A 16,401-nucleotide genomic window follows, 5' to 3' on the forward strand; every position below is an offset into this window, starting at 1 on the left:
GGGGCACTCGGCTGCCGCGCAGGCGCCCATTCGGCATAACTCCGGCATGTGCTGGCAATCTCCTCTCGACGGGCTCCAGTTGTAGCCACGTGGTCGCCTGGTCAGTCAGCGGGGGAGTGCCCAACCGGTGAGCGTCCGATCGTGTGGTCGGCGGGTTCATGACCACAATGCGAATCGCGCCTGGCAGAGAACCGAATGTCGTCGCTGGATCTCGATCCTTCGATTCGCGGGACGATGCGCACGGACTCGCCGACAGCTATATGCAAGCAACAAGTTACTGTGCTGGTTTCGCTAAAGATGTTGGACTGCAACGATTTCCGGTAGGGTTCCCTAGCGTGCCCACACAACGAATGTCAGGCCGTCCCGCAGCAGGCAGAAAAGGACACAACGCGGCACCGCGCGCGAGGATCATCCGTTGAGCAACACAGATCCGGATTCGCAGGGCGAATCGCCGATCGCGTACGGGTCCCCGGTATCCGCCGGCTCACATGTTCGGCTGGATGCCCCCTCGTTCGCAGCCGATCCGCACCACGTCTATGAAGGCATGCGACGTCACGGCCCGTTGGTACCGATCGAGCTTGCCGCGGATGTTCCGGCGACGCTCGTGATCGGCTACCAGGTGGCCGTGCAAATCCTCAACGACGAGGTTCATTTCCCCGCCGATTCCCGCCGATGGGAGAAGAACGCCGCACCGGGCTGTCCGCTGATCCCGATGCTGGGCTATCGCCAGAATGCGCTGCGAACCGCGGGTGCGGAACACAAGCGTTACCGGCGCACCATCACCGCGGCGTTGGAGACCGTCGACCTGCACAAGGTACACGACGCGGTCACGCGGGCCGCCGAGGCGCTGATCAACAGCTTCTGCGAACGCGGTACCGCCGACCTGCGGACGGACTACGCGTTTCCGCTGACCTTCCGGGTCCTGAGTGAACTGATGGGTTTTCCCGAAGACGCCGCGGCCGAGGCTTACCAGGGGATGGCCGCGATGCTCGAGGGAGTAGGCGCCGAGGAGGGGCAGCAGCGTTTCGTCGAGGCTCTGATCGGAGTCGTCCAGCAGAAGCAGGCCGAGCCGGGCGGCGATCTGACCTCGGAGCTGCTGAAGCATCCGGACGGGCTCGACCTCATGGAGATGGTGAATCAGGCGGCACTGCTGTTCTCGATGGGCACCGAGCCACTCTGCAATCTCATCCTCAACGCATTGCTGCTGTTGATGTCCGACGAGCAATACGGCGGTGAGGTCCTCAGCGGCGCCATGGCTACCCGGGACGCCATCGATGCCGTGCTGTTCGAGGACCCGCCGCTGGCGAACTGGTGCGTGAGCTACCCCGTACAGCCGCAACTCGTCGGCGAAATGTGGCTGCCGGCTGATCAACCGGTGGTCATCAGCTTGGCCGCGTGCAACAACGATCCCGTCGTGGGCGGTGACCGCAAAGGCAACCGGTCGCACCTGGCGTGGGGGGCCGGTCCGCACGCCTGCCCGGCTCAGCCGCTCGGCCTGGCGATCGCCTCGCAGGGCATCGACCTGCTGCTCGATGCCCTGCCGGATATCCGTCCGCAAGTTCCTGTGCAGCAACTGGATTGGCGGCCGGGGCAGTTCCACCGTGCATTGGCGACGCTGCCGGTTCGGTTTCCGGCTTGCCCGCCAATGCGTCTCGCCTGACGGTCGAGGCGACGGCGGCGGGGTCCTGTGCGGAAGACCAACGCGCGCAAGGATGTTCCGATAATCTGCAAGGTGTCCCACGGTGACTCATCGAAAGGCGGATCCCACGATGACAACGACCTCGGAGCACTCCACATTCTCGACCGGGCAGGGGGCTCGCGAGATCGACGCAGTCGTCGTCGGAGCCGGATTCGCCGGTCTCCACATGCTGCACAAGTTGCGCGAACTCGGACTCTCGGTGCAGGTGTACGAAGCGGGCGACGGACTCGGCGGCACGTGGTACTGGAACCGCTATCCGGGCGCCCGCGTCGACGTGAAGAGCATGTACTACAACTACTCCTTCGACCCGGAGCTCGAGCAGGAGTGGGAGTGGACGGAGAAGTTGCCGCCGCAGCCGGAGTTGCTCCGCTACATCAACCACGTCGCGGATCGTTTCGATCTGCGTAAGGACGTGCAGTTGCGGACCCGGGTCACCGCCGCGGTCTACGACGAGTCCGCCGCGCGGTGGCGGATCACGACCGATCGGGGCGAGGTCGTCTCGGCGCGGTTCGCGATCATGGCGACAGGCTGTCTGTCGGTGCCGAAAATGGTGGAAGTTCCGGGCATCGACACGTTCCGGGGTCGCAGCTTCCACACCGGCGAATGGCCCGAGCAGGAGGTGGACTTCACCGGCCGACGGGTCGCGGTGATCGGCACCGGTTCCTCTGGGGTACAGGTCATTCCGCTCGTCGCCGAAGCGGCCGAGACGCTCACCGTGTTCCAGCGGACCGCGAACTATGTTCTTCCCGCCGGCAATCACCCGATCGATCCCGAATTCCAACACGGGATCAAGTCGCGCTACCGCGAAGTGCGCAAGGCCAACCGGGAATCGTCGTTCGGCATCGCGCAACCCGAGGCCACCAAGGGGGCGCTCGAGGTGAGCGAGGAGGAACGAAATGCCTTCTACCACAGGGTATGGAACGACAAAAACAGCGAACTGGTAAGCATGCTGGTCGGATTCACGGACCTACTCGCCGACGAGGCCGCCAACGAGACCGCTGCCCAGTTCATCCGCGACCGCATCGCCGAGATCGTGACGGATCCGGCTGTCGCCCGTCTGCTTCAGCCCGCCGGGCTCTTCGGCGTCAAGCGCCCGGTCCTGGGGACGAACTATTACGAGACCTTCAATCGTCCCAATGTCCGGCTCGTGGACGTCTCCGCGAACCCGCTCACCCAGGTCACCGTGTCCGGACTCGAGACGGCCCAGGAGAGTTTCGAGTTCGACGACATCATCTACGCCACCGGATACGACGCGATGACCGGTGCGCTGGACGCGATCGACATTCGCGGCCGGGGTGGTGCGTCGCTACGGGAGAAGTGGGCCGCCGGGCCCGTCACCTACCTCGGTCTCGCCGTGGCGGGCTTCCCGAACCTGTTCACGCTCACCGGCCCGGGTAGCCCGTCGGTCCTGTCGAACATGATGGTGTCCATCGAGCAGCACGTCGACTGGGTGGCGGACGCGATCGATACGATGCGGTCCAATGCCGTCACGACCATGGAGGCCGAGGTCGCCGCGGAGCAGGAATGGACTCGGCACGTCGACGAGGTCGGCAACATGACGCTTTATCCGAAGGTGGACTCCTGGTACGTGGGGTCGAATGTGCCCGGCAAGCCGAGGGTGATGTACGCGTACATCGGCGGCGTCGGAGCATATCGCCAAAAATGCGACCAGGTCGCCGCCGACGATTACGACGGTTTCACTCTGACGCAGTGACCGAGGCGCCGCCGGTGCCGGGGGCCGATCGTCGGTGCGTCGGGTGCGGTGATCATCACTGATTCCCTTGGGAATCAGTCGAATTCGCCGTGTCGGATGTCGGAGGTGAAGGCTGTCCATTCGTCGGGAGTGAAGATGAGTGCTGGGCCGTCGGGGTTTTTGGAGTCGCGGACGCCGACGTGTCCGGCGGCGAGCCAGGCGACCTCGACGCAAGCTTCTTTGGCAGTGCTCATGCTTGATTTGAACCACTGTGCGTCGGTCAGATTGATCATCACTGTTCGTGTCTCCTTGCTACCTGCCTGAGCAGATCTCTCGACGGTTTTTCCTCCAACGCGGCGCTCTTGATGGCCTCATGGATCTCTCGATAGCGTTTCACGTCGTCGCTTTCTTCGAAAAACATTGTGCCGATCGCACCTTCCGTGTAGACGATCGGCGGCTCCGCCGTGAATCCACGACTGTCGGCTGGGAAATCGAGCATGATGTACGGCGGCACACCTACGCCTTCAGGGGGGAGGCTGGCCGACAACGACAGGATGCGCACACTGACATTGGGGCGGGTACCCATATCTGCGACATGTCGCGCCTGTGCGGCCATAACTGCTGGTGATCCGACCACAGTATGGAAGACGGATTCATGGATTATGAACTCCGCGGTAACCGGACTGCGGTGCCGAGTGAGAATCGCAGCCCTGCGGATTCGAAGGTCTACGCGCCGCTGGATGTCATCGGGTGTCTCATTCGGAAGATAGTTTCGCTCAATGGATTTCGCGTAACTCAGAGTCTGCACCAGACCTGGGACGAGGAGCGGCTGATAGAACGACAGCCGTGACGCCCCGGCCTCCAAACCCAGATAGGTGTTGTATCCGGGAAACAACAAGTGCCGCGACGCCTGCCACCACGACTTCGTAGCCATCTGCTGCGCAAGGGCTTTCAACTCCTCCACCCGCTCAGCGGCCAAGCCGTACAGCTCCCCGAGTGTCTCGATATCTCTCAATCGGACTTTGTCGTTCTGCCCCTTTTCAATTCGGCCGAGTGAAGTTTTGCCCATCTCCATGAGTTGGGCGGAACGTTCCAAAGTGAACCCGGCCCCTTCGCGGGCGTCCCGAAGTGCGCGGCCCAATTGGCGGCGCGGAAGTGTCGAACCGGGCTGATCGTCCTTCGTCATGAGTTCCCCTTCCCTCCTCGGTCCGAAACGCAACGTCCGATTCGGACCAGAATCCGGTCCGATTCGGACCTTATTCTAGGGGAGATCGGACCGGATTCTGGTGGTACGGACGTGTTGTTTCAGGCCTGTGTTCGTAACTGTCGCAACGCTGTTCGGGTGACGCACCATTGCCGCATGGTTCGACAGCGTGGATGTCTCTCGATCGCACAGGCCCGGGTGCTGCGGGTGCTGAGTTGTGGCCTGTTCGAGCGCGATTTTATCGTCACCGGGGCGCGCAGGGGGCGTTATGAGATCACTCGACTGGAACGAGACGCGTTGGCGGCCAACAGGTCCGGCCATGGACGACTGGACGCCTGAATTACTCCGGCAAATTCTGTACCGCGCGAGGAATGCGAAAAATGTTGTATTACACAGGAAGTGGGGACGATCTGGTGATTCCGTCGGGGGTGTGCGACCGTGCCGAGCCGGAATTGGCGCATCGGCTCATGCAGCAACATCACATGTGCCGAATGGATCAGTGCGCATGGAAATGGGTCGCCTATGGAACGCTCGTGCGGCACGGCTGTATCGTCGCGCCACAATTCAGTCCGCGTCAGCGCGCCCATGCACGCGGCATCAAATTTCCGGCAGCTCGCTCCGCAACGCCCGCCGATCCCCCTGCGCCGCAGACCTTCCGACAGGTCCTGGACGCCATGGACAAGCTGGCGGCCGAGCTGCGTTCCGGTGGCCGGGGGTGAACGACGTGACCGCATGGGATGCGATATCGAGCGTGGTCACGGTGATCGCGGCCAGCGTGGCGGCACTGCTCGCGGTTGCTTGCGCATGGCCGGACTCCGAACGCCGCCGCAGACCCGTCCGCGACCCCACCCGCGGTGCACAAGTAGTTTGGCCCGCGCACTGGAGCTGTGAGCTCCCGGGCCGCCCGCTTACTCTCGCCGAAGCTCACCGCGCGATGCAGCTCCATCGCGAACACGACTGCGCCAGAAAGCGCGTCGCCTTGGCAATGCTGGTAGCCGAGGGCCGGATAACCCCGGATTCCTCGCGACACTATCGACAATGGGCCTGACCATGGACTCGAATTCCGCCGAACCGTCCTCGGCACAAATACGCGAAGTGAGCGCCCGCGCCGAACGAGCGGGATATCTGCTCGACTGCGACCGATGGTCATCCGCCGAATGGCGCCTACTCGACGCCATCGACGGCGAATTGCTCTACGAGGCAGAGACTCTCGACGAAATCGCCCACTGGCTCGGCACCTGACCAGACCGGCACGGACATTTTTTCCACCAATCGTCGGCCGGCATCAGTCCAATCTGATGCCGGCCCGGACAATCCGCATGGCGCGTCTTCGTGATCGCGCCGGAAATGCGCGAAGAACGACCACATTGCTGCCGACAGTCCGCTCTACGGGATGGTCAACAATGCCCCGCACGCGGATGACATGTGCGGCTGTGCAATTCACGAACTCCGGACCGCGGATGCGCTTCATGCCACCGCGCTCGACGAAGTGGGACGGGCAGATGGCGTGTCGCTGGTCGCGCATACCGGTGATGAAGATCCGGTCGGCTGTCAGAGTCGTGGTGGTTCTACGTCTCCGGTCGCTCACCGACGAGCTGCCTTGCCCGCCGACCGTGGGCCCGGGCGGTTCATCAGGCCTTGCTTTGCGTCGATCGCTGGCGGTAGGCACTGGGAAGCTGGACCTCACCCGTGCACGAATGGTATTGGGCGAGTGTTGCTTTGCTAGTTGGGGTTTTCGGCTGGCAGGGAGATTTCATCAGATGTTGCTTTGCGCGCGGATCGCATGGCGGTAGGTTCCGGGCGCCTGCCCGCGGTCTCGGCGGAATGCGCGGCTGAACGCTGGTACCGAGGTGTAGCCGACCGCGCGGGCGATGACCTCGAGGGTGTCGTCGGTGTCGCGGAGGCGGATCGCGGCGAGGTCCATTCGCCAGCGAGTCAGGTAGCTGCCGGGGGTCTCGCCCGCTACGGTGCGGAAGCGGCGGGCGAGCGTCGTGCGCGACACCGCCAGTTCGGTCGCGAGCAGGTCCGTTGTCCAGGCTCTGGCCGGGTCCTGGTGGAGTTTCGTCATCGCGACGCTCACCAGCGGGTCGCTCAGCACACCGAGCCAGGAACCCTTCTCCTGCACCGGTTCTCGGCACAACCAGACTCGCAGGAGTTGGATGAGCAGAATGTCGACCAGGCGGTTGAGCACCACCGCGGTGGCGATCTGCGGAGTCGCCAGCTCGCGGGCGAGCAGGCGCACGGTGTCGTCCAGGCAGGTGCCGCCGTTGTCCGCCCGGATGTGCACCATCTCCGGCAGTGCGGCCAGGACCTGGGTGGACACCACCGGGTCGTACTCGTAGGAGGCGCCCAGGATGTGGGTGCGGATCTCGCCCTCGCCGAAGCGCAGCAAGCTCGCCTCGGCGCGGGCCCTTTCCGCCGTCGCGATATCGCAGGAATACGCGACGGTCTCCACATCGCTTCCCAAGGTGTGTTCGGTTCCGGTCGGCAGCAGCACGACGTCACCCGGCATCAACTGCTCGGCCTCGAGACCGGGGACACGCAGCCAGGCCGTACCCGCCGTGACGGCGTAGAACACGGCTCGGCCGATGTGCGGCCAGCAGATCTTCCAGGTCTCGGCGGCCTCGATCCGCGCGCCGAGGGCGCCGCGCACTCCGGCGACGGTGAGGACGTCGGCCAGTAGATCCATATATCCGACAGTACCGATGCTCGGTTGGAGATGAAACAAACAGCTATCTTCTCGGCTGTTTCGGTCATCGTCCGTATCAGCTCTCGCCCATATGGTTGGTGCTATGACAGAGGCTATCGATTTCCACGAGATGAACCGCAAGGTCATCGATGAGTTCCGCACCAACGAGGGCAAGGGATCCGGCATCTTCGCGGACGCGCCGCTGATCCTGGTGCACCACGTCGGCGCGAAGTCCGGCATCGAGCGGGTCGCGCCGCTGGTGTACTTCGCCGAGGGCGAGCGGCTGTTCATCTACGCCAGCAAGGGCGGCTCCGACGAGAATCCGGCCTGGTATCACAATCTCGTGGCCAACCCGGAGACGAAGGTGGAGGTCGGCACGGAGACCTTCCCGGTGACCGCGAAGGTTCTCCAGGGCGCGGAGCGTGACGAGTACTACGCCAAAATGTCCGCCGTGCAGCCGCAGTTCGCGGATTACCAGAGCAAGACCAGCCGTACCATTCCGGTCATCGAACTGGTACGCGTCTGATCGCATATCCGTGCTGACGTGCTGACCTGCCCACGTGCCGTCGACGGCTCGGTGAGTTCCGTCGATAGCGTGACAGGCGGCCAAATCGACAGCAGTCACCTTGCATTGCAGGGATTTTCGCGATCGCGGGGCCGACTACCTGCGTACGACGACTCGAGCGGCGTTATTCGTCCGTGCTGCGGAGCCCGCGATCGATGAAGCTGATCATCCACTCGTAGCTGTCCTGCGGATCGCCGGTCCAGTGGAAGCCGCCCGATGCCTGTAGCGTGGCGAATCCGTGGAAGGCGCAGCGCAGGGTACGGACGGCGTGATCCATATCCGCGTCGGGAATTCCGTAGCCGCGCAGGATCGCCGCGATCGAATCGATCACGCGCCCACTGGATTCCAGCAGCGGATCGTCCGGGCCGGTGAAACCGGCGGCGTTGATCGCCGCGTAGCGGCCGGGGTGCGCGGCCACGTAATCGCCGAAGGCGTGGGCGAATGCGCGCAACGCGTCGGCGCCCGAAAGGCCGTGCATCGCATCGCGAATGAGGGTGTCGGCCTGGGCCATGGCCGAAGCCGCGATGTCGTGCTGGAGTTCCGCCAGGCTCGCCACGTGCTTGTAGAGCGAAGGCGTTCGCACACTGAGCTTTTCGGCGAGCGAACCCATGCTCAGGTTGGCGAATCCGATCTCGTCGGCCAGTTCCGCGCCGGCGCGCACGACCTCGGCCCGGCTCAGTCCGGCCCTAGGCATGCTGTTGTCCGGCAAGGAATTTCAGGGTCAGCTCGGCGACCCGTTCGGCGGAATCGGCGTGCGGGTAGTGGCCGGAACCCTCGAGCACGGCGACCTGGCCGAGCCCGGCGGGCATGAGGGCGACGACCGCGTCGGCCTCGGCCTTCGGATCGGCCCAGTCCGGATCCTCGCTGCCCATGACGATCAGCGCGGGGCAGGAGATATTCGGCAGTTGCGCGTGCGCGTCGGCGGGGGTGGACTTGCCGGTCTTCATGAAGTCCGCGAAACGGCCGGGCTCGCGAAGTTTCGCCTCGAGCGCGGCCATGGCCTCGGCGTGGTCGGACGGCTTTATCGGGTAGGCGACGTCCAGGTAACTCATCCACACGCCGAGGCTCTTGAACAGCTGCGTGCCGATCAGCCGGAGCGCGCCGCGCCGGTAGCGCCCGACGGTGAACAGTTTGCCCAGCGGGAAGGTCTGGTTCTTGGTGAACGGGCCGAGCTCGATGACGGCGCTGACCAGTTCGGGGGCCTGAGCTGCGGCGATGGTGGCCGCGCCGCCGGAGAGCGAATGTCCGATGATGACCGCGGGGCCGCCCAGGTGGCGCACGAGCGCGAGCAGATCGCCCGCGACGTCGGTGCGGGAGATGGCCTCGCTGCCATCGTGCGAGGTCCAGTTCATGCTCGATTCGCCGTGCCCGCGCATATCCGCCTTCGCGACGCGGTAACCCGCCGCGACCAGCAGCGGGGCGAGGTGACGGAAGGCATTGCGGTGATCGCCCATCCCGTGGGACAGGACGATCAGCGGTCCCTCGCCGGTCACGTCGTAGGCGATCCGTCCACCGTCGATGGTCAGGTACTCGGTCATGTCAACTCCTGTGGAGCGAGTAGCTAAAGCTGATAGCCATAAAGCTAATCCAATTAGCCGAAGGTGTCAACTGGCTGCTCGCATCCGGTTGGTGACCAGGCTTTCGAGCGGTTCGCAAATGGCGGGTTGCGTGGCTCATCTCCGGTTTCGCGGTGCGGCCGTTGTTCATTGGGATGCGGGGGAAGTTGCCCGGCCGCTCGAATCAGGGTGATCGCAGGGGTTCCGGTGCGGCGGGTTGCGACCGGATGATGGCTGCCGTGCCCGACGATCAGCGACCGTTACGCCCGTCCGCGCCGGGGACCCGGCTAGTGTGTCCGGCTATGGTCCGTTTGCCCCGTTCGATAGTTCGCGCGCTGGTCACGGTGCTGTCCCTGGTTGCCGTGCTGGTCGTGGCCGGTTGCGGATCGAATGGCGGCAATTCTTCGGCTGCTCGTGACCTGTGCTCGCCGCCGGGGCAGGCGTCCGCGTCCGCCGCGCCGACGAATCTGGCGACGGGCGCGTCCGCGGGGGTCGATCGCTTCACGACCCAGACGACCACACCTCTCGATCAGATCGACGTCACCAAGTTGGGTCTGCTGTCGCCGGGTGTGCTGAGCGTGGGCACGCTGTCCGATGCGCCGCCGAGTATCTGCGTGGACTCCAAGGGGCAGTTCACCGGATTCGACAACGAGCTGTTGAAGGCGATCGCCGCGAAACTCGGTCTGCGCGTGCAGTTCTCGGGTACGGAATTCTCGGGTCTGCTCGCGCAGGTGGCGAACCGGCGTTTCGATGTCGGGTCGTCGAGTATCACCACCACGGACGAGCGTCGCAAGCTGGTGGACTTCACCAACGGTTACGACTTCGGATATTTCTCGCTCGTCGTCCCGAACGGCACTGCGCTGCACGGATTCTCGGACCTGCATCCCGGAGTTCGGATCGGCGTCGTGCAGGGCACGGTGCAGGACGAGTACGTGGTGAACACGCTGCATCTGGACCCGGTGAAATTCCCGGACTACAACACCGCGTACGCGAATCTGAAGACCGGGCAGATCGATGCGTGGGTGGCCCCTTCGGCGCAGGCCACGGGCGCGGTGAAGCCGGGGGACTCGACCTCGATCGTGCAGAATACGTTCAGCCTGGACAATTTCACGGCATGGGCTGTGCGGCAAGGGAATCAGCCGCTGATCGATGCGCTGAACTCCGGACTCGACGCGGTCATCGCGGACGGCACCTACGCCGAGCTGTACTCGAACTGGGAGCCGCGGCAGTTCCCGCCGGGGTGGAAGCCGGGCTCGAAGGCGGCCCCGGCGCCGCAGGTGCCGGATTTCGCGAAGATCGCCGCGGAACATCACACGTCGAAGACCACGCAGGCCGCGCCGAAATCGACGTTGCGGCAGTTGGGCGATACGTTCTTCAACTGGTCGTTGTATCGCAAGGCGTTTCCGGACCTGCTCGAGACCGGTTTGCCGAATACGCTGATCCTGGCGTTGGTTTCGGGTGTGCTCGGCACGATCATCGGTATGCTGCTTGCGGTCGCGGGTATCTCCCGGACGCGCTGGTTGCGTTGGCCCGCAAGGATTTACACCGATATCTTCCGTGGCCTTCCCGCCGTGGTGATCATCCTCGTCATCGGCCTGGGCGTCGGTCCCGTGGTGAAGAATCTGACCGGCGGCAATCCTTACTGGCTCGGCGCGGTCGCATTGGCGCTGCTGGCCTCGGCGTATATCGGTGAGATCTTCCGGTCCGGTATCCAGTCCGTGGAGGCCGGGCAGTTGGAAGCCGCGCGGGCCATCGGATTCGGGTACCGGCAATCGATGACGCTGGTCGTCATTCCACAGGGTGTGCGGAGAGTGCTGCCCGCGTTGATGAACCAGTTCATCTCGTTGATCAAGGATTCCTCGCTGATCTATTTCCTCGGCCTGCTCGCCACGCAGCGTGAATTGTTCGCGGTCGGAAGGGATCTCAATGCCCAGACGGGCAACCTGTCCCCGCTGGTCGCCGCGGGACTGGTGTATCTGCTGCTCACGATTCCGCTGACGCATCTGGTCAACTACATCGACCGTCGGCTGCGTACCGGCCGGGCCGAAAAAGTGGACGGCCCCGTGGAACCGGCCGGAGAATCCGTGGCCACGCAAGGACACGGAGCATGAGATGCCGAGGGGCGCAGCGTGAGTGACGAAGGAAGGCGAGGACATGGGTGAAAAGGAGGGAAACGGCGTGAGCGACAACGAGACCGAGCGTGTGGGCGGCGAGCAGCCCGACGCGGGCAGTGCGGCCGCGGGCGAATCGCGGACCAGCTCATCGCTCACCGGGACCGGCCTGCACCTGACCCTGGGCGGCAATCACGTGCTGCGCGGGGTCGACATCCACGTCGATGCCGGGAAGACCACCACCGTGATCGGCCCCTCGGGCTCGGGTAAATCCACCCTGCTGCGCGTGCTGAACCGGCTGCACGAACCCGATTCGGGCGATGTCCTGATCGACGGCGCCTCGGTGCTTCGTGAGGATCCGGACCGGCTGCGCCAGCGCATCGGCATGGTGTTCCAGCACTTCAACCTGTTCCCGCACATGAGCGTGCTGGACAACGTCGCGCTGGGACCGCGCAAGTTGCGCGGACTGTCCCGGGACGCCGCCCGCGCGGTCGCCATGGACCAACTCGAGACCGTCGGGCTGGTCGCTCGCGCCCACACCCGCCCGGCGAATCTGTCGGGCGGACAACAACAACGCGTCGCCATCGCCCGGGCCCTGGCGATGAAACCGGAACTCATGCTGTTCGACGAGGCCACCTCCGCCCTGGACCCGGAACTGGTCAAGGGCGTCCTGGCGCTCATGGCGGATCTGGCCTCGGGCGGTATGACGATGATCGTCGTCACGCACGAAATGGGTTTCGCCCGTTCGGTTTCCGACAGCGTCATGTTCATGGATCAAGGCCAGCTCGTCGAATCCGGTTCCCCCGACCATATTTTCGACGACGCTCAGACTCCGCGCCTGCGCCAATTCCTGTCCCAGGTGCTGTAATCTCTGCCTCCGCTTCGCTCCGGCGGGGCCGCGGCCCCTGAGGGCCGATTCTTCCCTCCCTCCGCTCCCCCGCTTCGCTCCTCCGCTCCGGTCAGTCCAGAATCGACCCGGGCCGCGGCCTCGAGGTCGGCGTTATCGGGGGTGGGCGGAACTCAGGTGACGTTGCGGTTCGGTGGCCCTGATTCGGTTGGTTCGGCATCGACCCGGGCCGCGGCCTTGGAATTGGCGTTGTCCCCGGCCTCCTCCACGGCTCAGTGGCTGCGCTCCCCGCTCCGGCAGCCGGAACCGAGCCGGGCCGCGGGCTTTGGAGTCGGCGTTGTCCGGGGTTGGGTGGAACTCGGGTTGGTGATGGTGGTCGATGCGCCGGGGTTCAGTTACCGCCGCTACTCCCGGATGAGGGGGCGTTGGCGTAGCGGCCGAAATCGCCCTGGGCGCCACTGTAGACATTGAGGTCGGTGCCGCCGGCGATGCCGGGGATCCTGCCGGAATCCGTTGTCTGCCAGAAGGTCCAGGTGGGCCAGTTACCGGGGACGTCGGGTTGGGGTTTGCCGCTGTAGTCGGCGATCCACAGGGGGTAGCGGGTGAACTGGCTCGTATTCGCCATCGCTGTGCGCCAGAAGCGGGGGTAGGTGTAGATGATCGGTACGCGGCCGGTGAGTGACTGAACCGTATTGAGGTAGCGCTGCGTCCAATTGATGAGTCCGGCCGGGGCCAGTCCGCCGGAAGTCTCGATATCCAGCACAGGCGGCAGGTCGAGCGTGCCGTTCTGGCCCAGGACCACCGAGGCGTAGAGCGCGGCCTGCGGTTCGGGCGGGAGGTTGGGGCGAGCGTAGTGGTACGTGCCGCGGGCGACTCCGGCCGCCCGCATCAGCAAGCTGTCCGGGACGAAGTAGGGGTTGACGTAGCTCAGCCCCTCGGTTGCCTTGAGCATGGCGAAGCTGTGGCCCGCGCCTCGCACGGCGAACCAATTGATCAGGCGTCCGTCCACGTGCTGCCACGATGAGACGTCCGGGCCGGTGGGCGCGGCGGTTGCCGGACCGGTTGCCGAAAGTATGCCAACGGCCGCAACTGCCGACAGCGATACAAGTGCGCGACGTACATGGGAACGAGCCGTGATGCGTCGATACATGGTCAAGAGAGTAAGCAAATGTTGCTGCCCTGACCAGAGTCGTGACCGAGTTCTGTGACAGTCGATAGCTCGAGATGTGCTGTTCAGCCCAGCCAGTCCAGTACCGAGGCCGCTGTCCAGGACTGCTGCATACTGCCCAGCGGCGCGCCGCTGAACGGGTCGTAGTACTCGGCGAAACTGCCGTCCGCGGCTTGGCGCAGCCCCTCCGCGCGCAGCATGAACGACCGCTCGGCCCAGCCCCGGCGGGCGAAGACCCAGGAGAACAGCCAGCTCATCACCGGCCAGACCGGACCGCGCCAATATTCGGTTCGGCGGAAATCCTTGGAGACCGGCGAGGTGGACGGCGGCAGGGCGTAGCGCAGATCCGGATGTCCGCAATAGCGCGGTCCCTCGAAGATGCGCAGCAGGTTGCGTTCGGCCTCGCGGGGCAGTCCACCGCACAGCAGCGGCGAGAACATGGCCAGCGTGTCCGTGCTGATCCAGGAGCCCAGCCGCAGGTCGTAGTCGCGCGCGGCGCCCGAACGCGGATCGGTCGTCGCGATCACGCCCGCGCGGAAGTAGGCGGCCCATTCGTAGAGCTCGCGCACATCGGCGCGGGGCAGCCGGTAATCCTCGCCGATCGAGGCGAGAACCTCACAGGCCAGGACGAAGATCGAGGTGACGAACACATCCTCCACAGCGAAACTCATCGACGATGCCAGTTGAAAATCGTCGTATCCACATCGGCGCATCTGCTCGACCAGCCACAGATACCGGTCGTATTCCCGGTCGGTGGGGCGCTGGGCCGGATCCACCAGCGTGTTGTCCGCACGCTCGTAGGGCGGCAGGTCGCCCGGGACGACGTTCTCGTAGGCGCGATCCCAGCGCGGGGAATTGTCCATTCCGGACTCCCAGCCGTGATAGATCGTGATGCGCCCGTTCTGTTTGGGGTCGCGGGAATGCGCCAGCCAGCGGTGCCAGCGCATCAGGTCCGTCCAGCGCCGGTCGAGGAATTCCTCGGCGACCGCGCGGGTGCTGCGGCCGTGGCGGCGCGAATGATCCAGGATGCGCTGCACCGCGATGGCGTGCACCGGCGGCTGGGTGATGCCGGAGGTGTCCGGTCCGTCGGGGGCGTTGGCCGCGAGCTTTCGGCACTCCCAGCGCGCGGGGCCCGGGAAGTATCCGTCCACACCGTTGGCGAACACGATGTGCGGGATCATGCCGTTCTTCCACTGCGCCGACAGCAGGGTGTCGAGTTCGACCACGGCGCGCTCCACACTCAGCGGGGCGAGGCCGACCGTGACGAACGCCGCATCCCAGCTCCACATATGTGGATAGAGCCGGGGCGCGGCGCTGGTCATCGTCCCCAGATCGTTGCCGCGTAACAGGTACGCGGCTCGGGCTGCCAGCTGTGTGGGGGTGAAACCGGGCCCGTTCATCCCCCCATTCTGCGACGACACCTTCAGATACGCGCGTTGCGCACCCCGGCTGTGCTGTGGCCGGTCCGTCAGCGGCTCGTGGTCGGCGATGCTCACCCTGTGCCTCGGTTCGTGAGTTGCGATGGTGAATGCGATGAACGCCACCATTGTGGATAACCATGATGCGTCCCCGCACGCGGACCGCTCGCGAGCCGATTACGGTGGGCCCATGCCCGATGCCGAGACCACCCGGCCGACCGCGCTGATCACCGGTGCCAGCCGGGGACTCGGCGCGGCGATCGCCCGCGAGCTCGCCCCCACGCACCACCTGTTGCTCGGCGCTCGCACGGCCGAAGCCCTGTCCGCGATCACCGCGGAACTGCCCGGCAACACCGCCTGGCCGGTCGAGCTGACCGACTACGGGGCGCTCGCCGACGCCTGCGCCCCGATCGAGCGCCTGGACGTCCTGGTCCACAACGCCGGTGTGGCCGATCTCGGCACCATCGCCGAATCATCGGTGCGGCAGTGGCGAAATACCTTGGAAGCCAACGTGATCGCCGTCTCCGAGTTGACCAGGCTGCTGCTGCCCGCGCTGCGAGCCGCCGAAGGCCATGTGGTCCTGATCAATTCGGGCGCGGGCCTACGAGCCAATCCCGGCTGGGGCGTCTACGCCGCGAGCAAGTTCGCCCTGCGCGCCTTCGGCGACGCCCTTCGCCTCGAAGAACCCGAATTACGGGTAACCTCAATACATCCCGGCCGCATCGATACCGACATGCAACGAGCCATAGTCGCGGGCGAGTCCGGCGAATACCGCCCCGAACAATTCCTCACCGCCGCCACCGTCGCACGCACGGTACGCACCGCGATCGAAACACCCCGCGACGCCCACCCCGTCGAAATCGTCCTGCGCCCGATCGCCCGCAACCCCGCGTAGCTGTTACTCGCTCGAGCGATGCCACTTCCAGATTTCAAGCGCAACAACTGATTTCGTCATCGCATGGTAACTCATCGGATGCGTCCGAAGCTTGCCGATGTTCTGACCCGAAGTCCTCGCGGCACCCGCCGACATGCTGAAGTAGCGGAGAGGCCGGGGAGCTTCCGTCAGCACTGGATAACTCGTCGGATATCTCCGAGACCTGACTACGTCGCCAACTGTCGGCCCGACACGAAAGTCCGGCACGTCGCGCACGGGGCGTTCGATGTCGTCGCGGATGGTGTGCACGACGTCAGGGGCCGGTTGTCGGGATTGGGCGCACATCATCGGAATGCTCAGCGCCGGATGCGTCGGGTGAGGGCTCCGGGCGAGCCAGCCGACGACGAACATGACCAGCAGGACCAGCCACATCGGTGATCGGATGGTGACGAGCGGGAATTCGATGTTCACTCGGTGACGGTTCTCGACGATGAAGATGATCGCGAGCACGGTCAGGATGATCGCCAGCCATTGGGTCAGCGAAACGCGGGACAGCAGCCGCCTCACCGTCATCCGG

The 16,401-nt window shown here is 65.0% G+C and carries 17 protein-coding genes; 9 read left to right on the plus strand and 8 right to left on the minus strand.

All coding sequences use genetic code 11. The annotated features are described in order from the left end of the window. Positions 1 to 415: 415 nt before the first annotated feature. Positions 416 to 1,660 (plus strand): cytochrome P450 family protein, encoded by a 1,245-nt coding sequence (locus NM2_RS25175; RefSeq protein ID WP_067673497.1) that lies wholly within the window; start codon positions 416 to 418, stop codon positions 1,658 to 1,660. A 109-nt stretch (positions 1,661 to 1,769) separates the two neighbouring features. Beyond that, positions 1,770 to 3,413 (plus strand): flavin-containing monooxygenase, encoded by a 1,644-nt coding sequence (locus tag NM2_RS25180; RefSeq protein ID WP_067673501.1) that lies wholly within the window; start codon positions 1,770 to 1,772, stop codon positions 3,411 to 3,413. 74 nt (positions 3,414 to 3,487) lie between these two features. On the opposite strand, the gene NM2_RS25185 is transcribed toward NM2_RS25180, so the two are convergent. Both NM2_RS25185 and NM2_RS25190 read right to left on the minus strand, forming a co-directional pair. Further along, positions 3,488 to 3,685, minus strand: coding sequence for a DUF397 domain-containing protein (locus NM2_RS25185; RefSeq protein ID WP_067673503.1), 198 nt, complete (start codon positions 3,683 to 3,685; stop codon positions 3,488 to 3,490). Then, entirely contained in the window at positions 3,685 to 4,578 is an 894-nt protein-coding gene (locus tag NM2_RS25190) for a helix-turn-helix domain-containing protein (RefSeq protein WP_067673505.1), read from the minus strand. The genes NM2_RS25185 and NM2_RS25190 overlap by 1 nt, the downstream gene beginning before the upstream one ends. Before the next feature lie 174 nt (positions 4,579 to 4,752). On the opposite strand from NM2_RS25190, the gene NM2_RS49325 reads away from it, so the two are divergent. The 3 genes from NM2_RS49325 to NM2_RS25200 all read left to right on the plus strand — a co-directional run bounded on the left by NM2_RS49325 (position 4,753) and on the right by NM2_RS25200 (position 5,838). Continuing rightward, positions 4,753 to 4,935 (plus strand): hypothetical protein, encoded by a 183-nt coding sequence (locus NM2_RS49325; RefSeq protein ID WP_157121301.1) that lies wholly within the window; start codon positions 4,753 to 4,755, stop codon positions 4,933 to 4,935. 41 nt (positions 4,936 to 4,976) lie between these two features. After that, the gene (locus NM2_RS25195; protein WP_067673507.1) at positions 4,977 to 5,315 is read left to right on the plus strand and encodes a hypothetical protein; all 339 of its coding nucleotides are present in this window, start codon (positions 4,977 to 4,979) and stop codon (positions 5,313 to 5,315) included. Between the two features lie 319 nt (positions 5,316 to 5,634). Beyond that, on the plus strand, positions 5,635 to 5,838 hold the full coding sequence (locus tag NM2_RS25200; RefSeq protein ID WP_067673509.1) for a hypothetical protein: 204 nt from the start codon (positions 5,635 to 5,637) through the stop codon (positions 5,836 to 5,838). 514 nt (positions 5,839 to 6,352) lie between these two features. Here NM2_RS25200 and NM2_RS25205 read toward each other — a convergent pair. Further along, entirely contained in the window at positions 6,353 to 7,285 is a 933-nt protein-coding gene (locus tag NM2_RS25205; protein ID WP_067673511.1) for an AraC family transcriptional regulator, read from the minus strand. A 103-nt stretch (positions 7,286 to 7,388) separates the two neighbouring features. Here NM2_RS25205 and NM2_RS25210 point away from each other — a divergent pair, with 103 nt between their 5' ends. After that, complete coding sequence (locus tag NM2_RS25210) at positions 7,389 to 7,811, plus strand: nitroreductase family deazaflavin-dependent oxidoreductase (RefSeq protein WP_067673516.1); 423 nt, start codon at positions 7,389 to 7,391, stop codon at positions 7,809 to 7,811. A 163-nt stretch (positions 7,812 to 7,974) separates the two neighbouring features. Here the strand turns inward: NM2_RS25210 and NM2_RS25215 are convergent, their stop codons facing one another. Continuing rightward, on the minus strand, positions 7,975 to 8,544 hold the full coding sequence (locus NM2_RS25215; protein WP_067673518.1) for a TetR/AcrR family transcriptional regulator: 570 nt from the start codon (positions 8,542 to 8,544) through the stop codon (positions 7,975 to 7,977). After that, positions 8,537 to 9,388 carry an alpha/beta fold hydrolase gene (locus NM2_RS25220; RefSeq protein WP_067673522.1) on the minus strand — a complete coding sequence of 284 codons (852 nt, stop codon included), beginning with the start codon at positions 9,386 to 9,388 and terminating at the stop codon, positions 8,537 to 8,539. Before NM2_RS25220 ends, NM2_RS25215 begins: the two co-directional genes overlap by 8 nt. A gap of 320 nt (positions 9,389 to 9,708) precedes the next feature. Between NM2_RS25220 and NM2_RS25225 the strand changes: the two genes are divergently transcribed. Both NM2_RS25225 and NM2_RS25230 read left to right on the plus strand, forming a co-directional pair. Further along, positions 9,709 to 11,517 (plus strand): ABC transporter substrate-binding protein/permease, encoded by a 1,809-nt coding sequence (locus tag NM2_RS25225; protein ID WP_067673523.1) that lies wholly within the window; start codon positions 9,709 to 9,711, stop codon positions 11,515 to 11,517. A 169-nt stretch (positions 11,518 to 11,686) separates the two neighbouring features. Beyond that, a complete protein-coding gene (locus NM2_RS25230; RefSeq protein WP_245718215.1) occupies positions 11,687 to 12,385 on the plus strand; it encodes an amino acid ABC transporter ATP-binding protein in 699 nt (232 codons plus the stop codon). Between the two features lie 370 nt (positions 12,386 to 12,755). On the opposite strand, the gene NM2_RS25235 is transcribed toward NM2_RS25230, so the two are convergent. Together NM2_RS25235 and ggh are read right to left on the minus strand one after the other, a co-directional pair. Beyond that, the gene (locus tag NM2_RS25235; protein ID WP_067673524.1) at positions 12,756 to 13,514 is read right to left on the minus strand and encodes a glycoside hydrolase family 25 protein; all 759 of its coding nucleotides are present in this window, start codon (positions 13,512 to 13,514) and stop codon (positions 12,756 to 12,758) included. A gap of 83 nt (positions 13,515 to 13,597) precedes the next feature. Next, positions 13,598 to 14,932 carry a glucosylglycerate hydrolase gene (gene ggh / locus NM2_RS25240; RefSeq protein ID WP_067673619.1) on the minus strand — a complete coding sequence of 445 codons (1,335 nt, stop codon included), beginning with the start codon at positions 14,930 to 14,932 and terminating at the stop codon, positions 13,598 to 13,600. Between the two features lie 208 nt (positions 14,933 to 15,140). On the opposite strand from ggh, the gene NM2_RS25245 reads away from it, so the two are divergent. Then, a complete protein-coding gene (locus NM2_RS25245) occupies positions 15,141 to 15,845 on the plus strand; it encodes an SDR family oxidoreductase (protein ID WP_067673526.1) in 705 nt (234 codons plus the stop codon). Positions 15,846 to 15,848: 3 nt separating this feature from the next. On the opposite strand, the gene NM2_RS51855 is transcribed toward NM2_RS25245, so the two are convergent. Continuing rightward, positions 15,849 to 16,391, minus strand: a complete 543-nt coding sequence (locus NM2_RS51855; RefSeq protein WP_245718210.1) for a LapA family protein — start codon at positions 16,389 to 16,391, stop codon at positions 15,849 to 15,851. Positions 16,392 to 16,401: the final 10 nt, after the last annotated feature.

Source organism: Nocardia miyunensis NBRC 108239 (genome assembly GCF_001613065.1).
Taxonomy (GTDB): Bacteria; Actinomycetota; Actinomycetes; order Mycobacteriales; family Mycobacteriaceae; genus Nocardia; species Nocardia miyunensis.